This is a genomic window from Novosphingobium rhizovicinum (genome assembly GCF_040813635.1).
GTDB lineage: Bacteria > Pseudomonadota > Alphaproteobacteria > Sphingomonadales > Sphingomonadaceae > Novosphingobium > Novosphingobium rhizovicinum.
Map to the genome: position 1 here is coordinate 1 of NZ_JBFNXR010000017.1, position 16,132 is coordinate 16,132.

At 62.0% G+C, this 16,132-nt stretch carries 11 protein-coding genes and 2 pseudogenes; 5 read left to right on the top strand and 8 right to left on the bottom strand.

Features of this window, described 5'->3' with window-relative positions; translation table 11 throughout:
• Positions 1-247 precede the first annotated feature (247 nt).
• Both ABUH87_RS01490 and ABUH87_RS01495 read left to right on the top strand, forming a co-directional pair.
• Entirely contained in the window at positions 248-490 is a 243-nt protein-coding gene (locus ABUH87_RS01490; protein ID WP_367768309.1) for a hypothetical protein, read from the top strand.
• Positions 491-542: 52 nt separating this feature from the next.
• Positions 543-1,751 carry a reverse transcriptase domain-containing protein gene (locus tag ABUH87_RS01495; RefSeq protein WP_367768311.1) on the top strand — a complete coding sequence of 403 codons (1,209 nt, stop codon included), beginning with the start codon at positions 543-545 and terminating at the stop codon, positions 1,749-1,751.
• 208 nt (positions 1,752-1,959) lie between these two features.
• On the opposite strand, the gene ABUH87_RS01500 is transcribed toward ABUH87_RS01495, so the two are convergent.
• Complete coding sequence (locus tag ABUH87_RS01500) at positions 1,960-3,255, bottom strand: hypothetical protein (protein WP_367768313.1); 1,296 nt, start codon at positions 3,253-3,255, stop codon at positions 1,960-1,962.
• Positions 3,256-3,427: 172 nt separating this feature from the next.
• Positions 3,428-4,270: pseudogene (locus ABUH87_RS01505) on the bottom strand (IS3 family transposase); the annotation flags it as partial.
• A gap of 72 nt (positions 4,271-4,342) precedes the next feature.
• Here ABUH87_RS01505 and ABUH87_RS01510 point away from each other — a divergent pair.
• The gene (locus ABUH87_RS01510; protein WP_367768315.1) at positions 4,343-5,371 is read left to right on the top strand and encodes an IS110 family RNA-guided transposase; all 1,029 of its coding nucleotides are present in this window, start codon (positions 4,343-4,345) and stop codon (positions 5,369-5,371) included.
• 245 nt (positions 5,372-5,616) lie between these two features.
• Here ABUH87_RS01510 and ABUH87_RS01515 read toward each other — a convergent pair.
• Positions 5,617-5,874 (bottom strand): annotated as a pseudogene (locus ABUH87_RS01515) (transposase); the annotation flags it as partial.
• A 341-nt stretch (positions 5,875-6,215) separates the two neighbouring features.
• Between ABUH87_RS01515 and ABUH87_RS01520 the strand changes: the two are divergent.
• On the top strand, positions 6,216-10,139 hold the full coding sequence (locus tag ABUH87_RS01520) for an ATP-binding protein (RefSeq protein ID WP_367768318.1): 3,924 nt from the start codon (positions 6,216-6,218) through the stop codon (positions 10,137-10,139).
• 518 nt (positions 10,140-10,657) lie between these two features.
• Here the strand turns inward: ABUH87_RS01520 and ABUH87_RS01525 are convergent.
• Positions 10,658-11,527 carry a DNA/RNA non-specific endonuclease gene (locus ABUH87_RS01525; RefSeq protein WP_367768321.1) on the bottom strand — a complete coding sequence of 290 codons (870 nt, stop codon included), beginning with the start codon at positions 11,525-11,527 and terminating at the stop codon, positions 10,658-10,660.
• A 64-nt stretch (positions 11,528-11,591) separates the two neighbouring features.
• On the opposite strand from ABUH87_RS01525, the gene ABUH87_RS01530 reads away from it, so the two are divergent.
• On the top strand, positions 11,592-13,352 hold the full coding sequence (locus tag ABUH87_RS01530) for a patatin-like phospholipase domain-containing protein (RefSeq protein ID WP_367768324.1): 1,761 nt from the start codon (positions 11,592-11,594) through the stop codon (positions 13,350-13,352).
• Between the two features lie 43 nt (positions 13,353-13,395).
• Here ABUH87_RS01530 and ABUH87_RS01535 read toward each other — a convergent pair whose 3' ends face one another.
• The 4 genes from ABUH87_RS01535 to ABUH87_RS01550 are packed head-to-tail and all read right to left on the bottom strand — an operon-like array spanning position 13,396 to position 15,992.
• Complete coding sequence (locus ABUH87_RS01535) at positions 13,396-14,055, bottom strand: hypothetical protein (RefSeq protein ID WP_367768327.1); 660 nt, start codon at positions 14,053-14,055, stop codon at positions 13,396-13,398.
• A gap of 22 nt (positions 14,056-14,077) precedes the next feature.
• On the bottom strand, positions 14,078-15,067 hold the full coding sequence (locus ABUH87_RS01540; protein ID WP_367768330.1) for a recombinase family protein: 990 nt from the start codon (positions 15,065-15,067) through the stop codon (positions 14,078-14,080).
• Positions 15,064-15,477, bottom strand: coding sequence for a DUF2924 domain-containing protein (locus ABUH87_RS01545; protein WP_367768333.1), 414 nt, complete (start codon positions 15,475-15,477; stop codon positions 15,064-15,066). Before ABUH87_RS01545 ends, ABUH87_RS01540 begins: the two co-directional genes overlap by 4 nt.
• Positions 15,477-15,992 (bottom strand): DUF3489 domain-containing protein, encoded by a 516-nt coding sequence (locus tag ABUH87_RS01550; protein WP_367768336.1) that lies wholly within the window; start codon positions 15,990-15,992, stop codon positions 15,477-15,479. The genes ABUH87_RS01545 and ABUH87_RS01550 overlap by 1 nt, the downstream gene beginning before the upstream one ends.
• Between the last annotated feature and the right edge of the window lie 140 nt (positions 15,993-16,132).

Consider the following 16,132-nt stretch of genomic DNA (forward strand, 5'->3'; position numbering starts at 1 on the left):
GTTCGGAAGGCGGGGACCATCGCGTGGCGATGAGCCTCGCGGTGCAGGTCGATGCTTCGGCGACACTGATCGTCGGCGCTTCGCCTGAAGGACGCCCGCACGCCTCGGCCTTAACGTGCGAGACTGGGGTTCCGTCACTGACGGCCTGCCGAACAGTCTCCGAACATAAGTGTCGGCCGAGGCGGCGAGCCGCGCAAGGGCTTGACGCGCCGAAAAAGCTGCTAAGCTGATCCGGGGAGTTATTGCGATGCGTGGACGCGGAGTTGGTTCGGCGCGCTGGACGGGCTGGTCCCGCTTGGTCGCGACCGTTTGGTCACTGGCCCTTGTTTCCGCTTGGCCCCTTGTGGGTGCAGGTTCGGAAGGCGGGGACCATCGCGTGGCGATGAGCCTCGCGGTGCAGGTCGATGCTTCGGCGACACTGATCGTCGGCGCTTCGCCTGAAGGACGCATCTGGCCGGGGGGAATTTATGTCGGCAGGCCCCATAGCTAGACAACGCACCTACAAATCGCTCTGCAGACGCGTCCGATCGACACGGGCACTCGTGCGGGCTTGGCACGCCATCCGGCGCAATGCCGAGACGTCCCGGCAGGAAGCGACCAAGAACAAGGTCAAGCTGTTCGGCGAAGATCTGCCAAAGAACCTGCGGACGCTGCAGGCACGGTTGAAGGCGGGCTATAGCTTCGCCCCCGCTTATGGGGCCACGCCGCCCAAAGGGCCTGGCAAGGTGGGCAAGCGGCCGATTGTCGTTGCTCCCCTCGAAGACAGGATTGTGCAGCGGGCAATCCTCGACGTCCTACAGGAAGCGACCGAAATCACCGGCGTGCAGCGTGTTCTACAAACACCGACGTCGATCGGCGGTATCAAGGGGCGCGGGGTGGACCACGCGATCGCAATCTTCGACGAGCGGGTGAAGGCTGGCGATCGCTATGTCGCAGGGTCCGACATCTCGGGCTTCTTTACAAAGATACCGCGCGAAAGGGTGCTGGCCTTCTTGGAAGCGGAAGGTGTGGAAGCGGACTTCCTCCGGCTTGTCCGGGCCGGCCTGACTGTGGAGCTGTCGAACGCCGACAAGCTGAGCGACGACGATCTGAAGCTGTTTCCGACCGGGGCGGACGGCGTTGCGCAGGGTTGTCCCCTGTCGGCCCTCGCGGGCAATATCGTCCTTGAAGCCTTCGATACCGCGATGAACGCCCGCGGCATCACCTGCATCCGCTATATCGATGATTTCCTCGTCATGGGGAGAACCCGCCGCGCCGTCGATACGGCGATGCGCGCCGCGGGGGCGCTGCTCGGCGAGTTCGGTATGGAAATTTATGATCCGGTGGCATCGCCCCACAAGGCGTTCACGGGCACCGTCGATGAAGGCCATGCCTTTCTCGGCTACGAGCTGCGGCCGGGCCGCTATCCCCCCTCGCTCGCCGCGCGCGAGAAACTGCACGAGCGAATCGCCGCCCTGATCGCGAGCGGACAGAAGGCAATCATCAAGGCGATCTCGGGCCGTGCGTTGACTAGCGAGGACCGGTGCTATGCCCAAACCCTGGTCCGGATCGACTATACCATCCGGGGCTGGCGCAATTCGTTCAAGAGCTCGAACTGCCCCGATCTGTTCGATCAGCTGGACGGCGAGATCGATCGTCGGTTGCACGACTTCCGATGCTTCTACCTCGACAAGATTAAGAACCGCACCCCAGCGCAGAAGCGTCGGGCAGCAGGGGTCGCGCTCCTCGCGACGCGGGCCGAGGTGCCCTAGTTGGTGATGCGCAAGCGTTGGGTCGGCCGCGATCCCTGCACGCCTTCAATCAAGCCGTTCGTACCGGGGCCGCTTCTTAGAAGTGAGCGCACCAAGGAGCTGTCAGTCGATTAAGGTCCAATTGGGCTCACCAGAAAATCATGTATCCGTAGCGCAGACGTTACGGGTTTTCGGCAGGTTCGCCAGCCAGACCATAGCCGGAGCGCCGTCATAGCGGCCCCGGCGGGTAGGCCCTCACTGGGAAATGACGCTCGGCATAGTCAGTGTATTCCCCGTCGTAGCCAATGACTTGGAAAATGATGAAGTAGAGGAGCCGATACACGTCATGGAGCTGGTCAATCCGGCCCTGCAGTTTTTCGCTTTTTAAGTCTGCTGCACCGGACTTCCGGGTATGGACTGCGGAGTTGCGCGCCTTCGACCAGGTCTTGATGTCGGCCTCATACAACAATTTGCGAGGCACAAGGCTCATCATGCGATCAATGGGCCTAGCGGACCCGAGTTGCCCCACTAAACCCGTGATCCGCTTCGCGCTGCTCTCCGATATGCCCTCATCTTTGATCCACTTTCCAACATGCACCTGAAACTTGGCAAGTTCGACCGTCACCGGGGCCGGCGTATATTCGATTAGTCCAGCAAGCCCCTCGACGGCGACACAGATCCCGATCAGCCAGCTATCAATCGATCCCTCGCTGGCACTGCGTAGGAGAAACAGGAAGCTGGACGGGGGACTCCAGATGCCTTCATCGGGCAAGGAGAACAGATAGGTCAGGTAGCATCGTAACAGCTCCACATGCTGGGCTGCGTATTGAGAAGTGTGAATCTCCAGCGGTGGAAAGGCGGGAACGCGTCTGATGTGTGAGGATGATCCATATAGCCTAAGTGTCCGAACCGATGACGTGAACTCGTCCACAATCGCTGGATGTAGCGACTGCCCAACAACGAACTGCAGTGCTTCGATGAGACGTCGCTCGAACGCCTCAGGAAGGTCTGTTGCTGACCTTGCCTCAACTCGGATTTGCCCATCTCCCGCTTCGTCGATCGTCAGATCAAACGCTAGTCTGTCAATCTCCATCTCGTGTGGCCCGCCCAGCAGGCCCTTCCAATCGCGAGCGCTTTGATCGAAGAAGTAGAGCCTCAATCTTCGCTTTGGACTGTGTACGTCATTCGTCCGACGAAGCACCCTCGGCTTGGCCTGGAAAACAGCCGACGATGTCGGGAACGATACAGAGGGACTCACGATCGCCCGTCCGCAATCCCAAACGGCGGCGACCACATCGGTCGCCTCGATATCATGATAGCCGTCGTCGGGCACGAGCGCCCCTGCCTCGGACTTCATGGAGCGGTTCAAGAGCGCAACCATGGTATCGGGCTCGCTGAACGCGACGTGCGCCTTCAATTCAATCTCTCCATCCCGATTCTGCGACAGTGAGCCAGGCCCGGTCAACTTCTCGCGAGAAGCGCCTCCCCGGCGAGTGAACACGATGCTCGAAAGGTCGATCTCCAACGATCCCTCGCTGAACAGCCTGATCGTCTCCTCGAATGTCATTTAAGCCCCGGCTCCGGAAATCACTGTCACTGACGTGACCCCCTGATTTTCCTCCGAGTGTGATTAGAGTCCGGCCTGATAGTGAGGGTCCCCCGGTTTCCCATCCATTCTGAGGGTGAGTATCCGGCGTTTATTCGGCCGCTTGGGCGGCCGTAGCAGCAGCATATTCTACCGGCGTCAGCCAGCCAAGCGATGTGTGAGGACGGCTCTCATTGTAGTCCCGTCGCCAAGCCTCGATCTTGGCTCGGGCGTCGGCGAGCGACAAAAACCAGTGAGCGTTCAGGCACTCGTCGCGCAAGCGACCATTGAACGACTCCACGTACGCGTTATCGGTGGGCTTGCCTGGTCGACTGAAATCGAGCGTCACACCATTCTCGTAGGCCCAGCGGTCCAGCGCTTTGGAGATAAACTCGGGCCCATTGTCCACCCGTATGGTCCTGGGTGCGCCGCGGATCGACGAAATCCGCATCATCGCAGCAACAACCTGCTCGCCCTTGATGCCCTGATCGACTTCGATCGCCAGCGCCTCTCGGGTAAAGGCGTCAACGACTGTCAGCGCCCGAAGGCGCCGGCCGTCGAACAGCGCGTCCGAGACGAAATCCATCGACCACATCTCGTTCGCCGCCGATGCTGCAGGCTGCCTTTCACGATTGGCAGCACTGACGTTGCGCCGCGGCTTCTTGAGCCGAAGGCTCAGTCCATCCTCCCGGTAGAGCCGGTAAACGCGCTTATGATTCACCAGCCATCCTTCCCTGCGCAGCAGGATATAGATCCTGAAGTAGCCATACCGCGTCCGCGTCGCAGCCAAATCGCGAATGCGCATCATCAATGGCGTTTGGTCCGGTCGATGCGAGGTGTAGCGCACCGACGATCGCTCGGCGCCGAGCACCGAGCAGCTACGCCTTTCACTCACCCCGTGAGACGCCTGGACGTGCGCAACAAGCTCGCGCCGCCGCCCAGGCGTCAGAGCTTGTGGGATGGTCCGCCCCCTTACGGAGCGACACGGTCAGGTGCATGCTGACCGTCTTCATTGAGGAGGACCGTCATGACAGAGGTAGCAGTAGTCGGCATCGACATTGGCAAGACGTCATTCCACCTGGTTGCGCTAGACGCATCCGGCGCGATTCAGTGGAAGAAGAAATTCAGCCGCACCCAGTTGATGCGGCACATGGCATCCCTGCCTGTATGCCTCATCGGTATGGAGGCGTGCTGCGGCGCGCATCATCTGGCGCGCGAACTGATGACCGTGGGGCACGATGTCCGGCTGATGGCGCCTCAGTTCGTGAAGCCTTTCGTCAAGTCCAACAAGAACGACTACCTTGATGCCGAGGCGATCGCTGAAGCCGTGCAGCGGCCGACGATGCGGTTCGTGCCGGCAAAGTCTGTCGAGCAGCTCGATCTCCAAGCGCTCCACCGTGTGCGTGAGCGATTGGTGAGCCGACGGACGGCAGTCATCAACCAGATCCGCGCGTTCCTCCTGGAGCGTGGTATCGTGTTCCGCACTGGCCGGCAGCACATGGCACGCGAGATGCCGATGCTGTTCACCGACGAGCGGTCAACGCTCTCGCCGCGGATGCGGCTCATCCTCCGGCAGCTATGGAGTGAGTGGCGCGGACTTGATGCCGACACCGCCGCGGTGACCAAGGAGATCGAGGCGATCGCGGCTGCTGATCCCGGCTGCAGTCGCCTGCTCGCCATCCCGGGTGTCGGACCGCTGGTCGCCACGGCGCTGGTCGCCGCAGTTGCTGATGGCACCGGCTTCAAGCGCGGTCGCGACCTCGCCGCGTGGCTTGGCCTTGTCCCACGCCAACACTCCACCGGCGGTAAGCCGACGCTGCTCGGCATGTCGAAGCGGGGGAACAGCTCCTTGCGCCGACTTTTCATTCACGGCGCCAGATCAGCGAGCATGCACATGAAGCGTGACCGCGGCCTCGGCCCTTGGCTCGATCAGCTCGAGACGCGAACCCACAAGAACGTCGCCGTCGTCGCCCTGGCGAACAAGATCGTACGCATCAGTTGGGCGGTGCTAGCCCGGCAGGAAGAGTATCGGCCACACATGCCGATCGCCGCCTGAGCCGGGCACCCGCACAAAGAGGTCTGCAGCGAGAGGAGTGATGGCAAACAGTCGATGGTGACACGATCAAAGCCTGGCCAAAAATGCAGCCGTCAAAAGGCTGGACCAGCTTGAAAGGCCGATCGTGACGCGTATCCCATCATGGCCAGGGATCGAGATGTCCCACACACAGGCCGGATACATTTACGCAGACTGTGCCGCCAAACCACATCTCACGCTTGCCAGACGGGGGCGGACCATACATTTTTTGCAAGGACGTCCTGCAAGATGTGCTTGTCCAGGCTCAGGTCCGCAACCAGCTGCTTGAGCTTGCGGTTCTCCTCTTCGAGCTGCTTAACCCGCCGCAGCTCGCCGACACCAAGTCCACCGTACACCTTCTTCCAACGGTAGAACGTCTGCTCCGAGATCCCCATCCGGCGGATCACCTCCGCAACCGGGGTGCCCGTCTCCGCCTGCTTCAACGCAAAGGCGATCTGCTCGTCAGTGTACCTCGACTTCTTCATTTCCCAGCTCCTTGCCCGAAGGCTTCACAAGGCCGGAAAACTCTCACTCAGAATGGATGAAAAAATTGGGAGGACGTCACTATGAACGGTCGATTTTGCTGGAACCTGCCATTCGCTTCACGCAAACTCACTGGGCGGCAACGCCCTCGATGCTGTCGTTAGTCGGTCCCATCATCGATCCTGTCAGCTGTCATATCCTGCCGCGATACTGGGGAGCTCTGAAGGCTTGGAGGGGGACGATAATCGCGGGCAACAACGGCTTATGGCGACGTCCGACTAGTTCGCAGATGACGCGGAATCCATCGGAGGCTACCCTGAGCTAGGAATTGGGGGCCACACAATTGACCGATTCGGATGCCGATTCGTCGGGCGTGACGCCCGTACGCGCACTTCACTTGCTCACTACTGACGTGCTTCTTGCTGAGCTCATTTCCGGACGTCCGATCGCCACCGATGAGGGCCACCGGCTGGTGCTCGGTAGCGATGCCGCTCGAGGCGTGCTGTCCTGGTATCGCGGCGCGCGCTCCAAGTGGGCCGGCAATGTAATGACGCCTGACTGCGAAGCGATCATAACCAGCATCAACGCTACCCCAGCCCAAGTGCCGCCTCCTTCCACTTCCGCAGATCGGGAGCGCCGAGTTCTTAGGCTGGCGAAGATCGTCGCACATAGGTTCGCGGGGCTCCATGCCTACGGGTCCGCAGACGAGCCGAGCACGGATTTCGTGTTCGAACCGAACAGCCCCATCACGGTATTCGAAGGCTGGAACGGATCGGGCAAGACAAGCTTGATGAATTCGGTGATCTGGTGCCTCACCGGCAAGCTGCTCCGGCCTCAGCGCTTGCCCGAAAGCGGCGAAGCCGAATTCGACTGCGAGATCGATCGCGGGGTTACTGAAGAGGCGTCCCAGCACAAGATCAGCGCGGTGACTCCCCTGCCGAGTGCCCAGCACTGGACGCCTGCGGCATCAGCTAAAACCGTCCCAGCGGATACTTGGGTTGAGCTGACCTTCGAACTGGAGGACGGGACTTGCCTTCCGCCGATCCGTCGAACGCAGTCACGAAAGACGAACGGCAAGCTGGAAGAGGTCGGGCCCAATGCGGCGGATCTTGGCCTCGATCCGATCGCGTTCAATCTCGGCACCACCATGCCAGGGCTGCTGCCCTATCTTCAGGTGGGAAACCCCTCGGAGTTGGGGCTCGCGGTGGCCAAGCTGACAGGCCTTTCCGAACTTGTCGCCCTGGCAAAGCACGCTGCGCGTGCGAGAACGAAGATTGCGGGGGACATCACTAAGGAGCGCAAAACCGAGCTTGAACGGATCGAGAAAGATTATCGGCAGCATCGCAGCGATCTCGAGCAGCGGATTTCCGAGTTCTCGGAGATGGCGCCTGCCTCCGCTCTCCCGGCGATCACGGATGAGCCGGCTGCGTTCATCGCGCTAGGACAGCATTTCGACGATTTGAAAGCCAGCGGTCTCGCCCATGCCCGGGACGTTCTTGGCGATACTTTTGACGCCTCGGAGGAATCGCAGCGGCAGAGCTTGGAGCAATGCATCGCCCCTGCGCTAGAGCAGGTGCGCCGGTTGTCGCAGCTCCCATCAATGGAAAGGCTGAATGCTCTCAAGCTGGAGGCCGACGCTCGCCAAGATGTGGAAGCCCTCATCAATCGTATGTTCGTTGAGGCGACGACCCTTGAAGAGCTCTCGGCGAACCCAGTGCTGGAGCGCCGGACTCAGCTTTACGCACGCGTGAGCGACTGGATGCGCGAGCATGGGAAGCCCCATGATGATCATTGTGCGGTCTGCCACCATTCCCTCTCGGGCGTCGTCGACGCCGAGACTGGCGGGCTTGTTGCCAATCATCTTCGCCAGGTTGCTGAGGACAGCGAAATCCTCTCCAAGACGGTCGTGCAATGGGCCGAGGCCTGGACCGGCAAACTGGCCCGTGATCTGCCCGACACGCTTCGACGCCATTTGCAGAAGGACCTGCCCGAATCTCCCGGTGCAATCTTGCGAACCGGGTTGCTGGACGACCTCTTCAGCACGGAAGGCTTTACAGGCGTCCTTCGTTCGCTGCGTTCCAACGTGGAAGCGCTAACGGACAAGGCGATGGCCGACCTGCCGTCGTTCACAGAGCCGGCGCAGCGAGTTCTGCCGAGCCGAGTTGGTGCTCACTCGGCTAAGCTGAGCAAGACGTTGAACCGCCTTATCCGAGCTATGGCATTTGTCGACTGGATGACGACCCACCGCGTAGAACTTGCTGCAGCGCTTGAGGAAGTTCGCGGCAAAGCCGATGGCGGCGACGGCCAGGCGACTGGCCTTCGAGCGCAGCTGTTACGCCTCGATGCCATCGTAAAGGGCGTTGCGCCCATTAGTGCGGCCATCGAATTATCGAAGCGCATGAGCACTGCTCAGACCGCCCACAAGCGCAAGCTGAAAGGGATCGAAGATTGCGGGACGGCTGCAGCAGCACTGGATGAAATCATTCCCGTGGGCGATCTTGCCACCGCGCAGGTCGAAGGCTTGCAGGCCCGCTTGCATGATCGAGCGGAATTTTGGCGGAACGCGATTTACCAGAATGCGACGACCCTATCGCCCAAACCGCATCGAACCGGGATGACGCCCCAAGGAGCAATTGCAATCCAGGCGGGACGCGATGGCGTTCTTGCGCCTGCCCAACATGTATCGAACGCTTCGGCTCTGAGAGCGTCACTCATGGGCTTCTATCTCGCGTTCCGGGAACATGTCCTCCTGACGGATGGTGGCCTGTCGCTCATGATCTTGGATGATCCCCAGGATCTACTCGACTATGACAATCGCGCTCGTCTAGCGCGTGCCCTAGACCAACTGGCGGCTGGGGGAGCCCAGATTCTGGCGACCACCTATGACCGTAGCTTCGGCCGTATCCTCGTCGCTGAGGCACGAGGTACCAATCGTGTTGAGCACCGTGCCATCCATCCGGTGCACGCATCTCGTAGCACCCTCGAAACTTCTTTGGCTATCGAGGACTTGGATCGGAAGCGGAACGAGTTCGTCTCGAACCCCGACTCGGCAGCTCACGCGCAGGATTATGCCAATCAGGCTCGCATCTTCTTGGAGGCGCGCCTCGGGGACTTGTTCGACGACCCAGCTTATCCCGCGTTTTCGGCGCCCACAGACGCACCGACGTTGATGCAGCTGCTGGGACGGCTCCGTTCATTGGTCACCGCTCGCAGCAACGAACTCTTCAGGAGCCCGGTACTCTCGCGCTTCTGCGATGATCCTGCATTGGCCGATGGCGCTGAGCCGCGACGAGTGCTCAACCAAGCGCATCACCGCGACGCCAACGCCTTGAGCTACATCGACGTGCAGAACGTTGATGCGGACCTGAAGCGATTGCGTTCGGCAGTTGAACGGGTCCACGAAGAATTCCGGCGTTATCGTTGGCGGGAGCCGCTTCAGGAGGCCCTCCCGGACAATGTCGTACCTCTGACTGTCGTTACCGCACCAGCGTTCAACGTCCCGATCGTCCAGGACATTGCTGCGTTTAGCCGGCACGTTCCGAGCGGTGGCAGCCAAGATAGCAGCTTTGAGATGCTCTCCAGCCAGTGGTTTGATGACAAGTCGCTGTTTTACGTCCGCAGAGACACCATGGGCTTCACAATCCCAGCCGGATCCATCGCGATCGTTGAGGCGACGCCTTCTTCGCCGGCCGATCATGAGCTGGTTATTGGCCGCCGCGGCACGCAAGCCTTCGCTCGCAGGCTGCTACGTCCGCGCAACGGTGAGGGATACTCCTTGGCCGCTGAAGCGACCGACCCTCGCGGCGGTCGGCCAACGCTGGCTTTCGAGAATCATGAACTCGATTTGCATCGCGTCGTCGGAGCTCTGTTCGTTCAGGCTCCTCCGCCGGCGGGGCGGGAAGAGGCAGTTCTGCTCGAAGGACATCCCGCCCTTGGGCGGATCGAGGTCGCATATCGCGTGCGCGAGGAAAGCGCCGTCCCCCGCGTGATGCCGGGGCAGATCATCCTTGGTGGAGCGGTCCTGACCCCAGATCAGCTGGATGCCATGGAAGGCGAGATGGTCGCTGTCACTCTGGAAGACGGTGACAGCATCCTGAAGCGAATCGGCGCGCCGCTGGCGAGGAGTCTGCCCTATCTCCGGCAGTTCGAAACAATCGGCGGGCTCGGAGCCTCCGTTGTTCTCGCAACCGAACGAGTAGAAGGGGCACCGGACCTACCTGTGATGATCAATGCTCGCCTTGTATTAGGTGTTGTCTACGCCTCATAGGTCGCTACGAGCCAGAGGAAGGTCCGGTCTTCTGGCTGTTCATTTGGGAACTGCCGGGTAGTTAACCGTCAGCTTTGCTCATTCATAGCCTGATTGACGCAGCCGCGCGAACGTCGGGTGTCGCCGAAACCCGCCGTTAGCATTCGTCCTCGCGAAAGGCAGCTGAGTCCCACTTTGCGACCTTATAGCTTCCTAAATCCCTACGGAAGATCGAGCTCGCAGCACATTAACGGATGGCCGGAGTCGGGGAGGGGGCAGGGCGGCTCGAATGGCGCCTTATGGGTCAAATTGCGACTGGCTCTGGACCGGCAAACAAGAACTTTCCTACAGCGAACCAGGTAGGTACATAACAGGAACAAAGGAGTCGCCTTATGCCTGTCTTTGACCCACCGATGTTGCTCGCGTTCGCGGCCATGATTTCAAGCGCTGCCAACCTCGTAAGGGCCCTTCGTCGCCGCGCGATTACGAACCGGCCGCCGCTCGATGACCGAGCTTTCTGACCGTCGCTGGCTTGCCTGTCACTCCGCCGGGATCACCGATGGGGTTGGGTCCAGCGGGCGCGGCGATGTGCAACCGATCTCGGCGTCGAGGCTTCGGAACGACGCTGTGTTCGCCATCGGGAAGAGGATGAACCGGCTGCGCAGCACAACATGAGTCAAGGACACCCGACCGTCGCAGTAGTTGAAGTTGCGCGGCGTCGCTTGGTCGAAGACAAAGGTGCTGACCCGACCGTCTGCAAGCGCCACGACCTTCCAGTAGCCGGACGGAACCCGTGCCAGTACCGGCCCTGAAGGCACCGGCGCCATCAGACGTTCGAACAGTGGTCCTGTGTAGACATAGACGGGAGTGTTCAGTCGTTTCGCAAGCGACCGCTCCTGTCCTTCCAGCGCGTTCCACGGCCCCTGGTTCAGGGCCGAAGCCTGAGGGGTGATGTTCGAGAGGATGTTGGTGTCTGTTGCGAACGGCGTGCCAGAAAATGAAGCGAGCGGCGCCTGATGACCGCGGTCCGTTCGCAGCACGCGGTTGGCGCCGTCATATGCGTCAGGTGTGAGCGTTTCGTCGGCTGCCAGCGATGGATCGGTTCGCCACTCGCGATCCGGTGACCGTCCAATCGACGCCGGCGTCACGCGGTACGCGACCCAGTCGGCGAGCTTGGTGAGGTCGTTGGACGATAATGTGTATATCTCTCGCACCACGGTGTCGTTGGTTGCCGACGCTCCCAGAGGGCAGCCGAACAGGCAATGGAAACTGTGTAGTTCGCCATCGGCCGCCCACGCGGGAGATGAGAATGCCGTTGCCGCAATCAGCGCGGCGGGCCAAAGCGCCTTTGCCCAGCGCCCGAGGCGCCTATCCGGGCGGATCATCGACGTGTCGTAATCAACATGCATATTCAAAGCCTATAGCTGGCCGATGACGCCTATGCGACGATCGCCGGATACGCGAGGACCCCCTATGCGCACCGACGAGAAACTTCCGGTCTATACAGCCGCGATGTTCGCATCCCCGACTGACGAATGTGACATCGTCATGAAAGGCGGGGTCACCAGCGGCATCGTCTACCCCTACGCCATCCTTGAGCTTGCCCGGCGTTATCGGTTCCGCTCGGTTGGCGGCACCTCAGCCGGTGCTATCGCGGCATCGCTGGCAGTGGCTGCAGAATATGCGCGCACTGTGCGCGGCGATCCTGCCGGCTTCGTCCGCCTGCAGCGCTACTGCGACGAGCTACCCGAGCACATGCCCGGCCTGTTTCAACCGGAGCCACGCTACCGCCGTCTGTTGGCATATCTGCTGCGCGCTCAAAGCGGACGCAGTGCATGGAGGCTGGTTGCGGGCTTGCCATCAATCGCTCCGGTCCAGGCAGCCGTCGGGGCCATCGCCGGCGCTGTCACCATGTGGGCGCTACGGGCGGGATTGGCTGGCATCCTGCTCGGGGGCATCGTTGGGCTGGTCATCGCCCTCATCGCGCATGCACTACGGCTTGTCCGAACGGATCTGCCAGAAAGCGACTTCGGTCTCTGTCCAGGCACCGATCAGCCAGGTGGTCGTGGACCCGCGCTCACCACCTGGCTCCACGCAGCCATTCAGGAGATTGCGTTCGGCGAGGACTGGCAGAGCAGCCCGCCGCTGACCTTCGGGCACTTGCTGGGATCCAGCACGGACCGGCAGATCGACCTGCGGGTCATCACGACCAACCTGGGGATGGGGCGGCCGCACACTCTGCCCACCCTCGGTATTCTTGCCGCGTACAGCGATCCCGAGTGGCGCCGACTGTTTCCTGGCGACGTGTGCGACTGGATCGCTGCAAGGGTTACTGAACCCGCGCACATGCCGGGCCTGTCCAGCTTTCCGTCGTCAAACGATCTGCCAGTACTCGTTGCCGCCCGGATGAGCCTTGCCTTTCCACTGCTGTTCGCAGCGGTGCCTGTGCATGTCCGCGACTTCGCTAACGCCGAGCTCCAGCGCGCAACCGGCGCAACACCGGCAATCCAGAACCGGCGTATTTTGTTTGCTGATGGTGGCATCCGCAGCAACTTCCCGATTCACCTGTTCGATGCCTTATTGCCTGAACGGCCGACCTTCGCGCTCAGCTTGGACGACCTGCCCCCTGGAATGGCGACCGGGAACCAGCGGGTGTTCATTCCGGCGACCGCTCGCCATGGTTTCGGGTTGCCGGCACGTGAGACCGGGTCGCTTGGTGGTCTGTTTGGATCAATTGTGAGGGCAGCGAAAGACTGGCAGGACCAGTTGCTGAGTACCATGCCAGGACAGCGCGAACGCATTGCCCACGTGCTGCTCTCTGCCAACGAAGGCGGTCTCAACCTCACCATGCCGCCTGAGCGCGCGCGGGCGCTCATGCACCGCGGCCTTGAAGTCGGGCGTCGCTTCGCGAACAATGCACTTGATTTCGACGAACACCGTTGGCGTCGATCGCTGGTTGCATATGATCAACTCGCCCGAATGTCAGACACGGTCCATCAGACCTGGACGGACGGGTTCGGCTCGTGGCTCCTGCGCTACCTGACACATCCGAAAAGCTATCGGCGTCTCACGGAGGATGATCGCTACCATATGCACGATAGCCTTGGTGCGGTTGCAGATCTGGACGGAGCGTTCGAGCCTGGGATCATCGACGCAGATCGCAAATTGCCCCTGCCGGTTGGTATTCTGCGGGTGACCGCGATACTGAGCGGCAGGAGGCGCCCCGCTCATTGATGTTTGCAATGGACGCCCCTTGCAGGCGCGCGGCTCCCGCGCGTCACTTCGCTGCAGGAAGATAGAGCTTGCGCTGTGCAGACCAGTCCGGATCGACCGCGCCGGTGGAGACGAGGGCACCGGCTTCCAGCTTGCCATGCTGCGCACCCTTGAGAATAGCGGTGGTGATATCAGGAGCAAGGAACGCCAGGCGCAGCACCCTCGTGATCCACGAAGCCGATACGCCCTCGCGAGCGGCGAGCGTTTTGATGTCCAGCTCGCCCCTGCGCAACTCACGCCAGTAGCCGTGCGCTTGAGCCAGTAGGCGGCTGAGCGAGCGCTCGGGCCGACAGCTTGCCTGGGTGCCACTGTCATGCACCAGGCGCAGCGCGCGGCCGGAGCGGGTCAGTCGCGCCTGCGCACCCAGCGTCAGCCGGTCAGGTGCAGTGGCAGCCGTATCGACGCCAAGCGCTGCTGCGATACCAGCAGGCGTGCAGTGGATGACAATGCCACTTTGCTGCACCTCGACCCCGGCGATCAGGTCACGGACAAGGCTGTGCTCTTTGCTGCGCAGTCTGGCAGCCAGTGCTCGGGCAGAGGCGGTGACGCTCGCATGGAGATCGGCCGGTACCTCAAGGCAGGCAGATGCCATGAGCTCGAGCGGATCGTCGAACACTTGCGCCACGCGCTCGGTGACCAGCGTTTCAATCTCCGGCGCAGGCACGCGGCAGCCGCCAGTGCCTTTGTTAGCGCCGCCCTCCTGGAGCGAGCGGCTGACGTAGTAGCGATAGCGGGCCTGCCCCTTGCTGGCATGCGCCGCCTGTAGCGGCTCTCATCGCCGCCTTGACGATGAGCCCGGCAAGCAGGCTGGGCTTGCGATGGTAGGTGCCGGTGCGCTTGCCCTGGAGGTTGGCGGCGAGCATCGCCTGCACCTGGTCCCAGATAGCGACGTCGAGGATGGGGGCATGCAGCCCGGGGTAGATGTTACCCTTGTGCTCGATCTCGCCAAGGTAAATGCGGTTCTTGAGGATCAGGTAGAGCTGCCCGCGGCTGAACGACACTCCACCGATGCATCTGCCGGTGGCGGTGGTGCGAGGAGGGGAGGGGATGCCGTCACGAGCAAGCGCATCGGCCACGACCCGCACGTTACCAAGGGCAAGGTAGCGAGTGAAGATCGTGCGCACGAGCGCGGCATGCTCCTCGACCACAGCGAGGCTGCGCCCATCGGGCTTGTAGCCGAGCGGCGGGATGCCACCCATCCACATGCCTTTTGCCTTGCTGGCAGCAATCTTGTCTCGGATGCGCTCGGCAGTGACCTCGCGCTCGAACTGCGCAAAGGAGAGCAGCATGTTGAGGGTCAGCCGGCCCATGCTGGTGGTGGTGTTGAACGACTGGGTCACCGAGACGAACGAGGTGTCGTTGGCATCGAAGGCTTCGACCAGCCTGGAGAAGTCGAGCAGCGAGCGGGTGAGGCGATCGACCTTGTAGACGACGATGATGTCGATGCCGCCTGCCGCGACGTCGCTCAGCAGTCGCTGCAGGGCAGGGCGCTCGAGCGTGCCGCCGGAGAGGCCCCCATCGTCATAGTGGCCGGCAACTTCCATCCAGCCTTCAGACGCCTGCGAGAGGATATAAGCCGAACACGCCTCGCGCTGGGCATCAAGGCTGTTGAAGCTCTGCTCAAGCCCTTCATCGCTCGACTTGCGAGTGTAGATCGCACAGCGGATCCGCTTCATGCCGCCGCTCGCGTCTTGAGACCGAAGAAGGCCGGTCCCGACCAGCGGGTGCCGGTGATCGCGCGGGCAACCTCGCTCAAGGAGCGCCAGTCACGGCCATTCCAGCTGACCCGTCCGTCTTCACTGACAGTGACGACATGGGCGGTGCCGTTCCACTCGCGCACCAGCCGCATGCCGGCCCCCGCAGGCGTAGTGGCGGTCTTTGCGCGCGCCAGTTGCGCCAGCCGCTGGGAAGCCGGCCGTGGCAGGCCGCCGTATGCCCGCGCCTGGATCTCCCAGGCAAGGACCAGGCGCAGCAGCGCAGGGCTGATCCGCGGTACAGGCGCACCGGTCAGTGTCACCCAGCGCGCTTTCAACGTCGTGGAGGACAGCGAGCCGAGTTCGGCCAGCGCATCATCGACCCGCGGCATCAGTGCGTCTCCGCGATGCGGTAGCAGGTCACCTCGTCTCGCGTGAAGCGGTCGATGGCATGACCCTTCTTGCGTAGACCGGTGAGCGCAGCACGGGTGGTGTGTGGCAGCCAGCCTGTTTCAGCAATCATCTCGGGCAGCGTTGCACCTTCAGCCCGGCTGAGCAGTGCCAGAACATGCGCGATCTTGGTGCTGCGGGGCGGCTGTGGGGTAGGGGGAGTTGCATCGGCGGGCGCTCCGCTGCTTGCATCCTCTTGTGCCCCGATGCCAATCGCCACCAGCCCGGCAGGCGTGACGAAAAGGCCGATTGGCTCATCTTCTGTGGTGCGCCACGTGGATGCGGCATCTGCCGCTCGGTCCGGCTCCAGCAGCTTGCGGCGCAACAGGCTGGCAATCACCTTGCCGACACGCTCCTCATCAAGCGTGTACCCGGCAGGAAGCGGCAGCAGGCTTGCGCCTGGGCTTTGCGCAGCGTGGCTGAGCAGCAGGCTCTGAATATCGGTCAACTTGGTCATGGAGATACTTTCCGGTTCATGGAGCGGCCTCATGCCGCTCCCACCAGCCGGAGCCCCGTCCATCACGCTGGCGGGGCGGGCAGCCGGTCAGCGGCTGCGGTGTTCACACCACCGCTGTCGCTCTGCTGCGCGGCCAAGTC

Excerpts from the sequence above, each read along its gene's own strand:
- ABUH87_RS01490 (WP_367768309.1), top strand. The coding sequence starts at position 248 with ATGCGTGGACGCGGAGTTGGTTCGGCGCGCTGGACGGGCTGGTCCCGC.
- ABUH87_RS01510 (WP_367768315.1), top strand. The coding sequence starts at position 4,343 with ATGACAGAGGTAGCAGTAGTCGGCATCGACATTGGCAAGACGTCATTC.
- ABUH87_RS01545 (WP_367768333.1), bottom strand. The coding sequence starts at position 15,477 with ATGCCGCGGGTCGATGATGCGCTGGCCGAACTCGGCTCGCTGTCCTCC.
- ABUH87_RS01530 (WP_367768324.1), top strand. The coding sequence starts at position 11,592 with ATGCGCACCGACGAGAAACTTCCGGTCTATACAGCCGCGATGTTCGCA.
- ABUH87_RS01550 (WP_367768336.1), bottom strand. The coding sequence starts at position 15,992 with ATGACCAAGTTGACCGATATTCAGAGCCTGCTGCTCAGCCACGCTGCG.
- ABUH87_RS01540 (WP_367768330.1), bottom strand. The coding sequence starts at position 15,067 with ATGAAGCGGATCCGCTGTGCGATCTACACTCGCAAGTCGAGCGATGAA.
- ABUH87_RS01525 (WP_367768321.1), bottom strand. The coding sequence starts at position 11,527 with ATGCATGTTGATTACGACACGTCGATGATCCGCCCGGATAGGCGCCTC.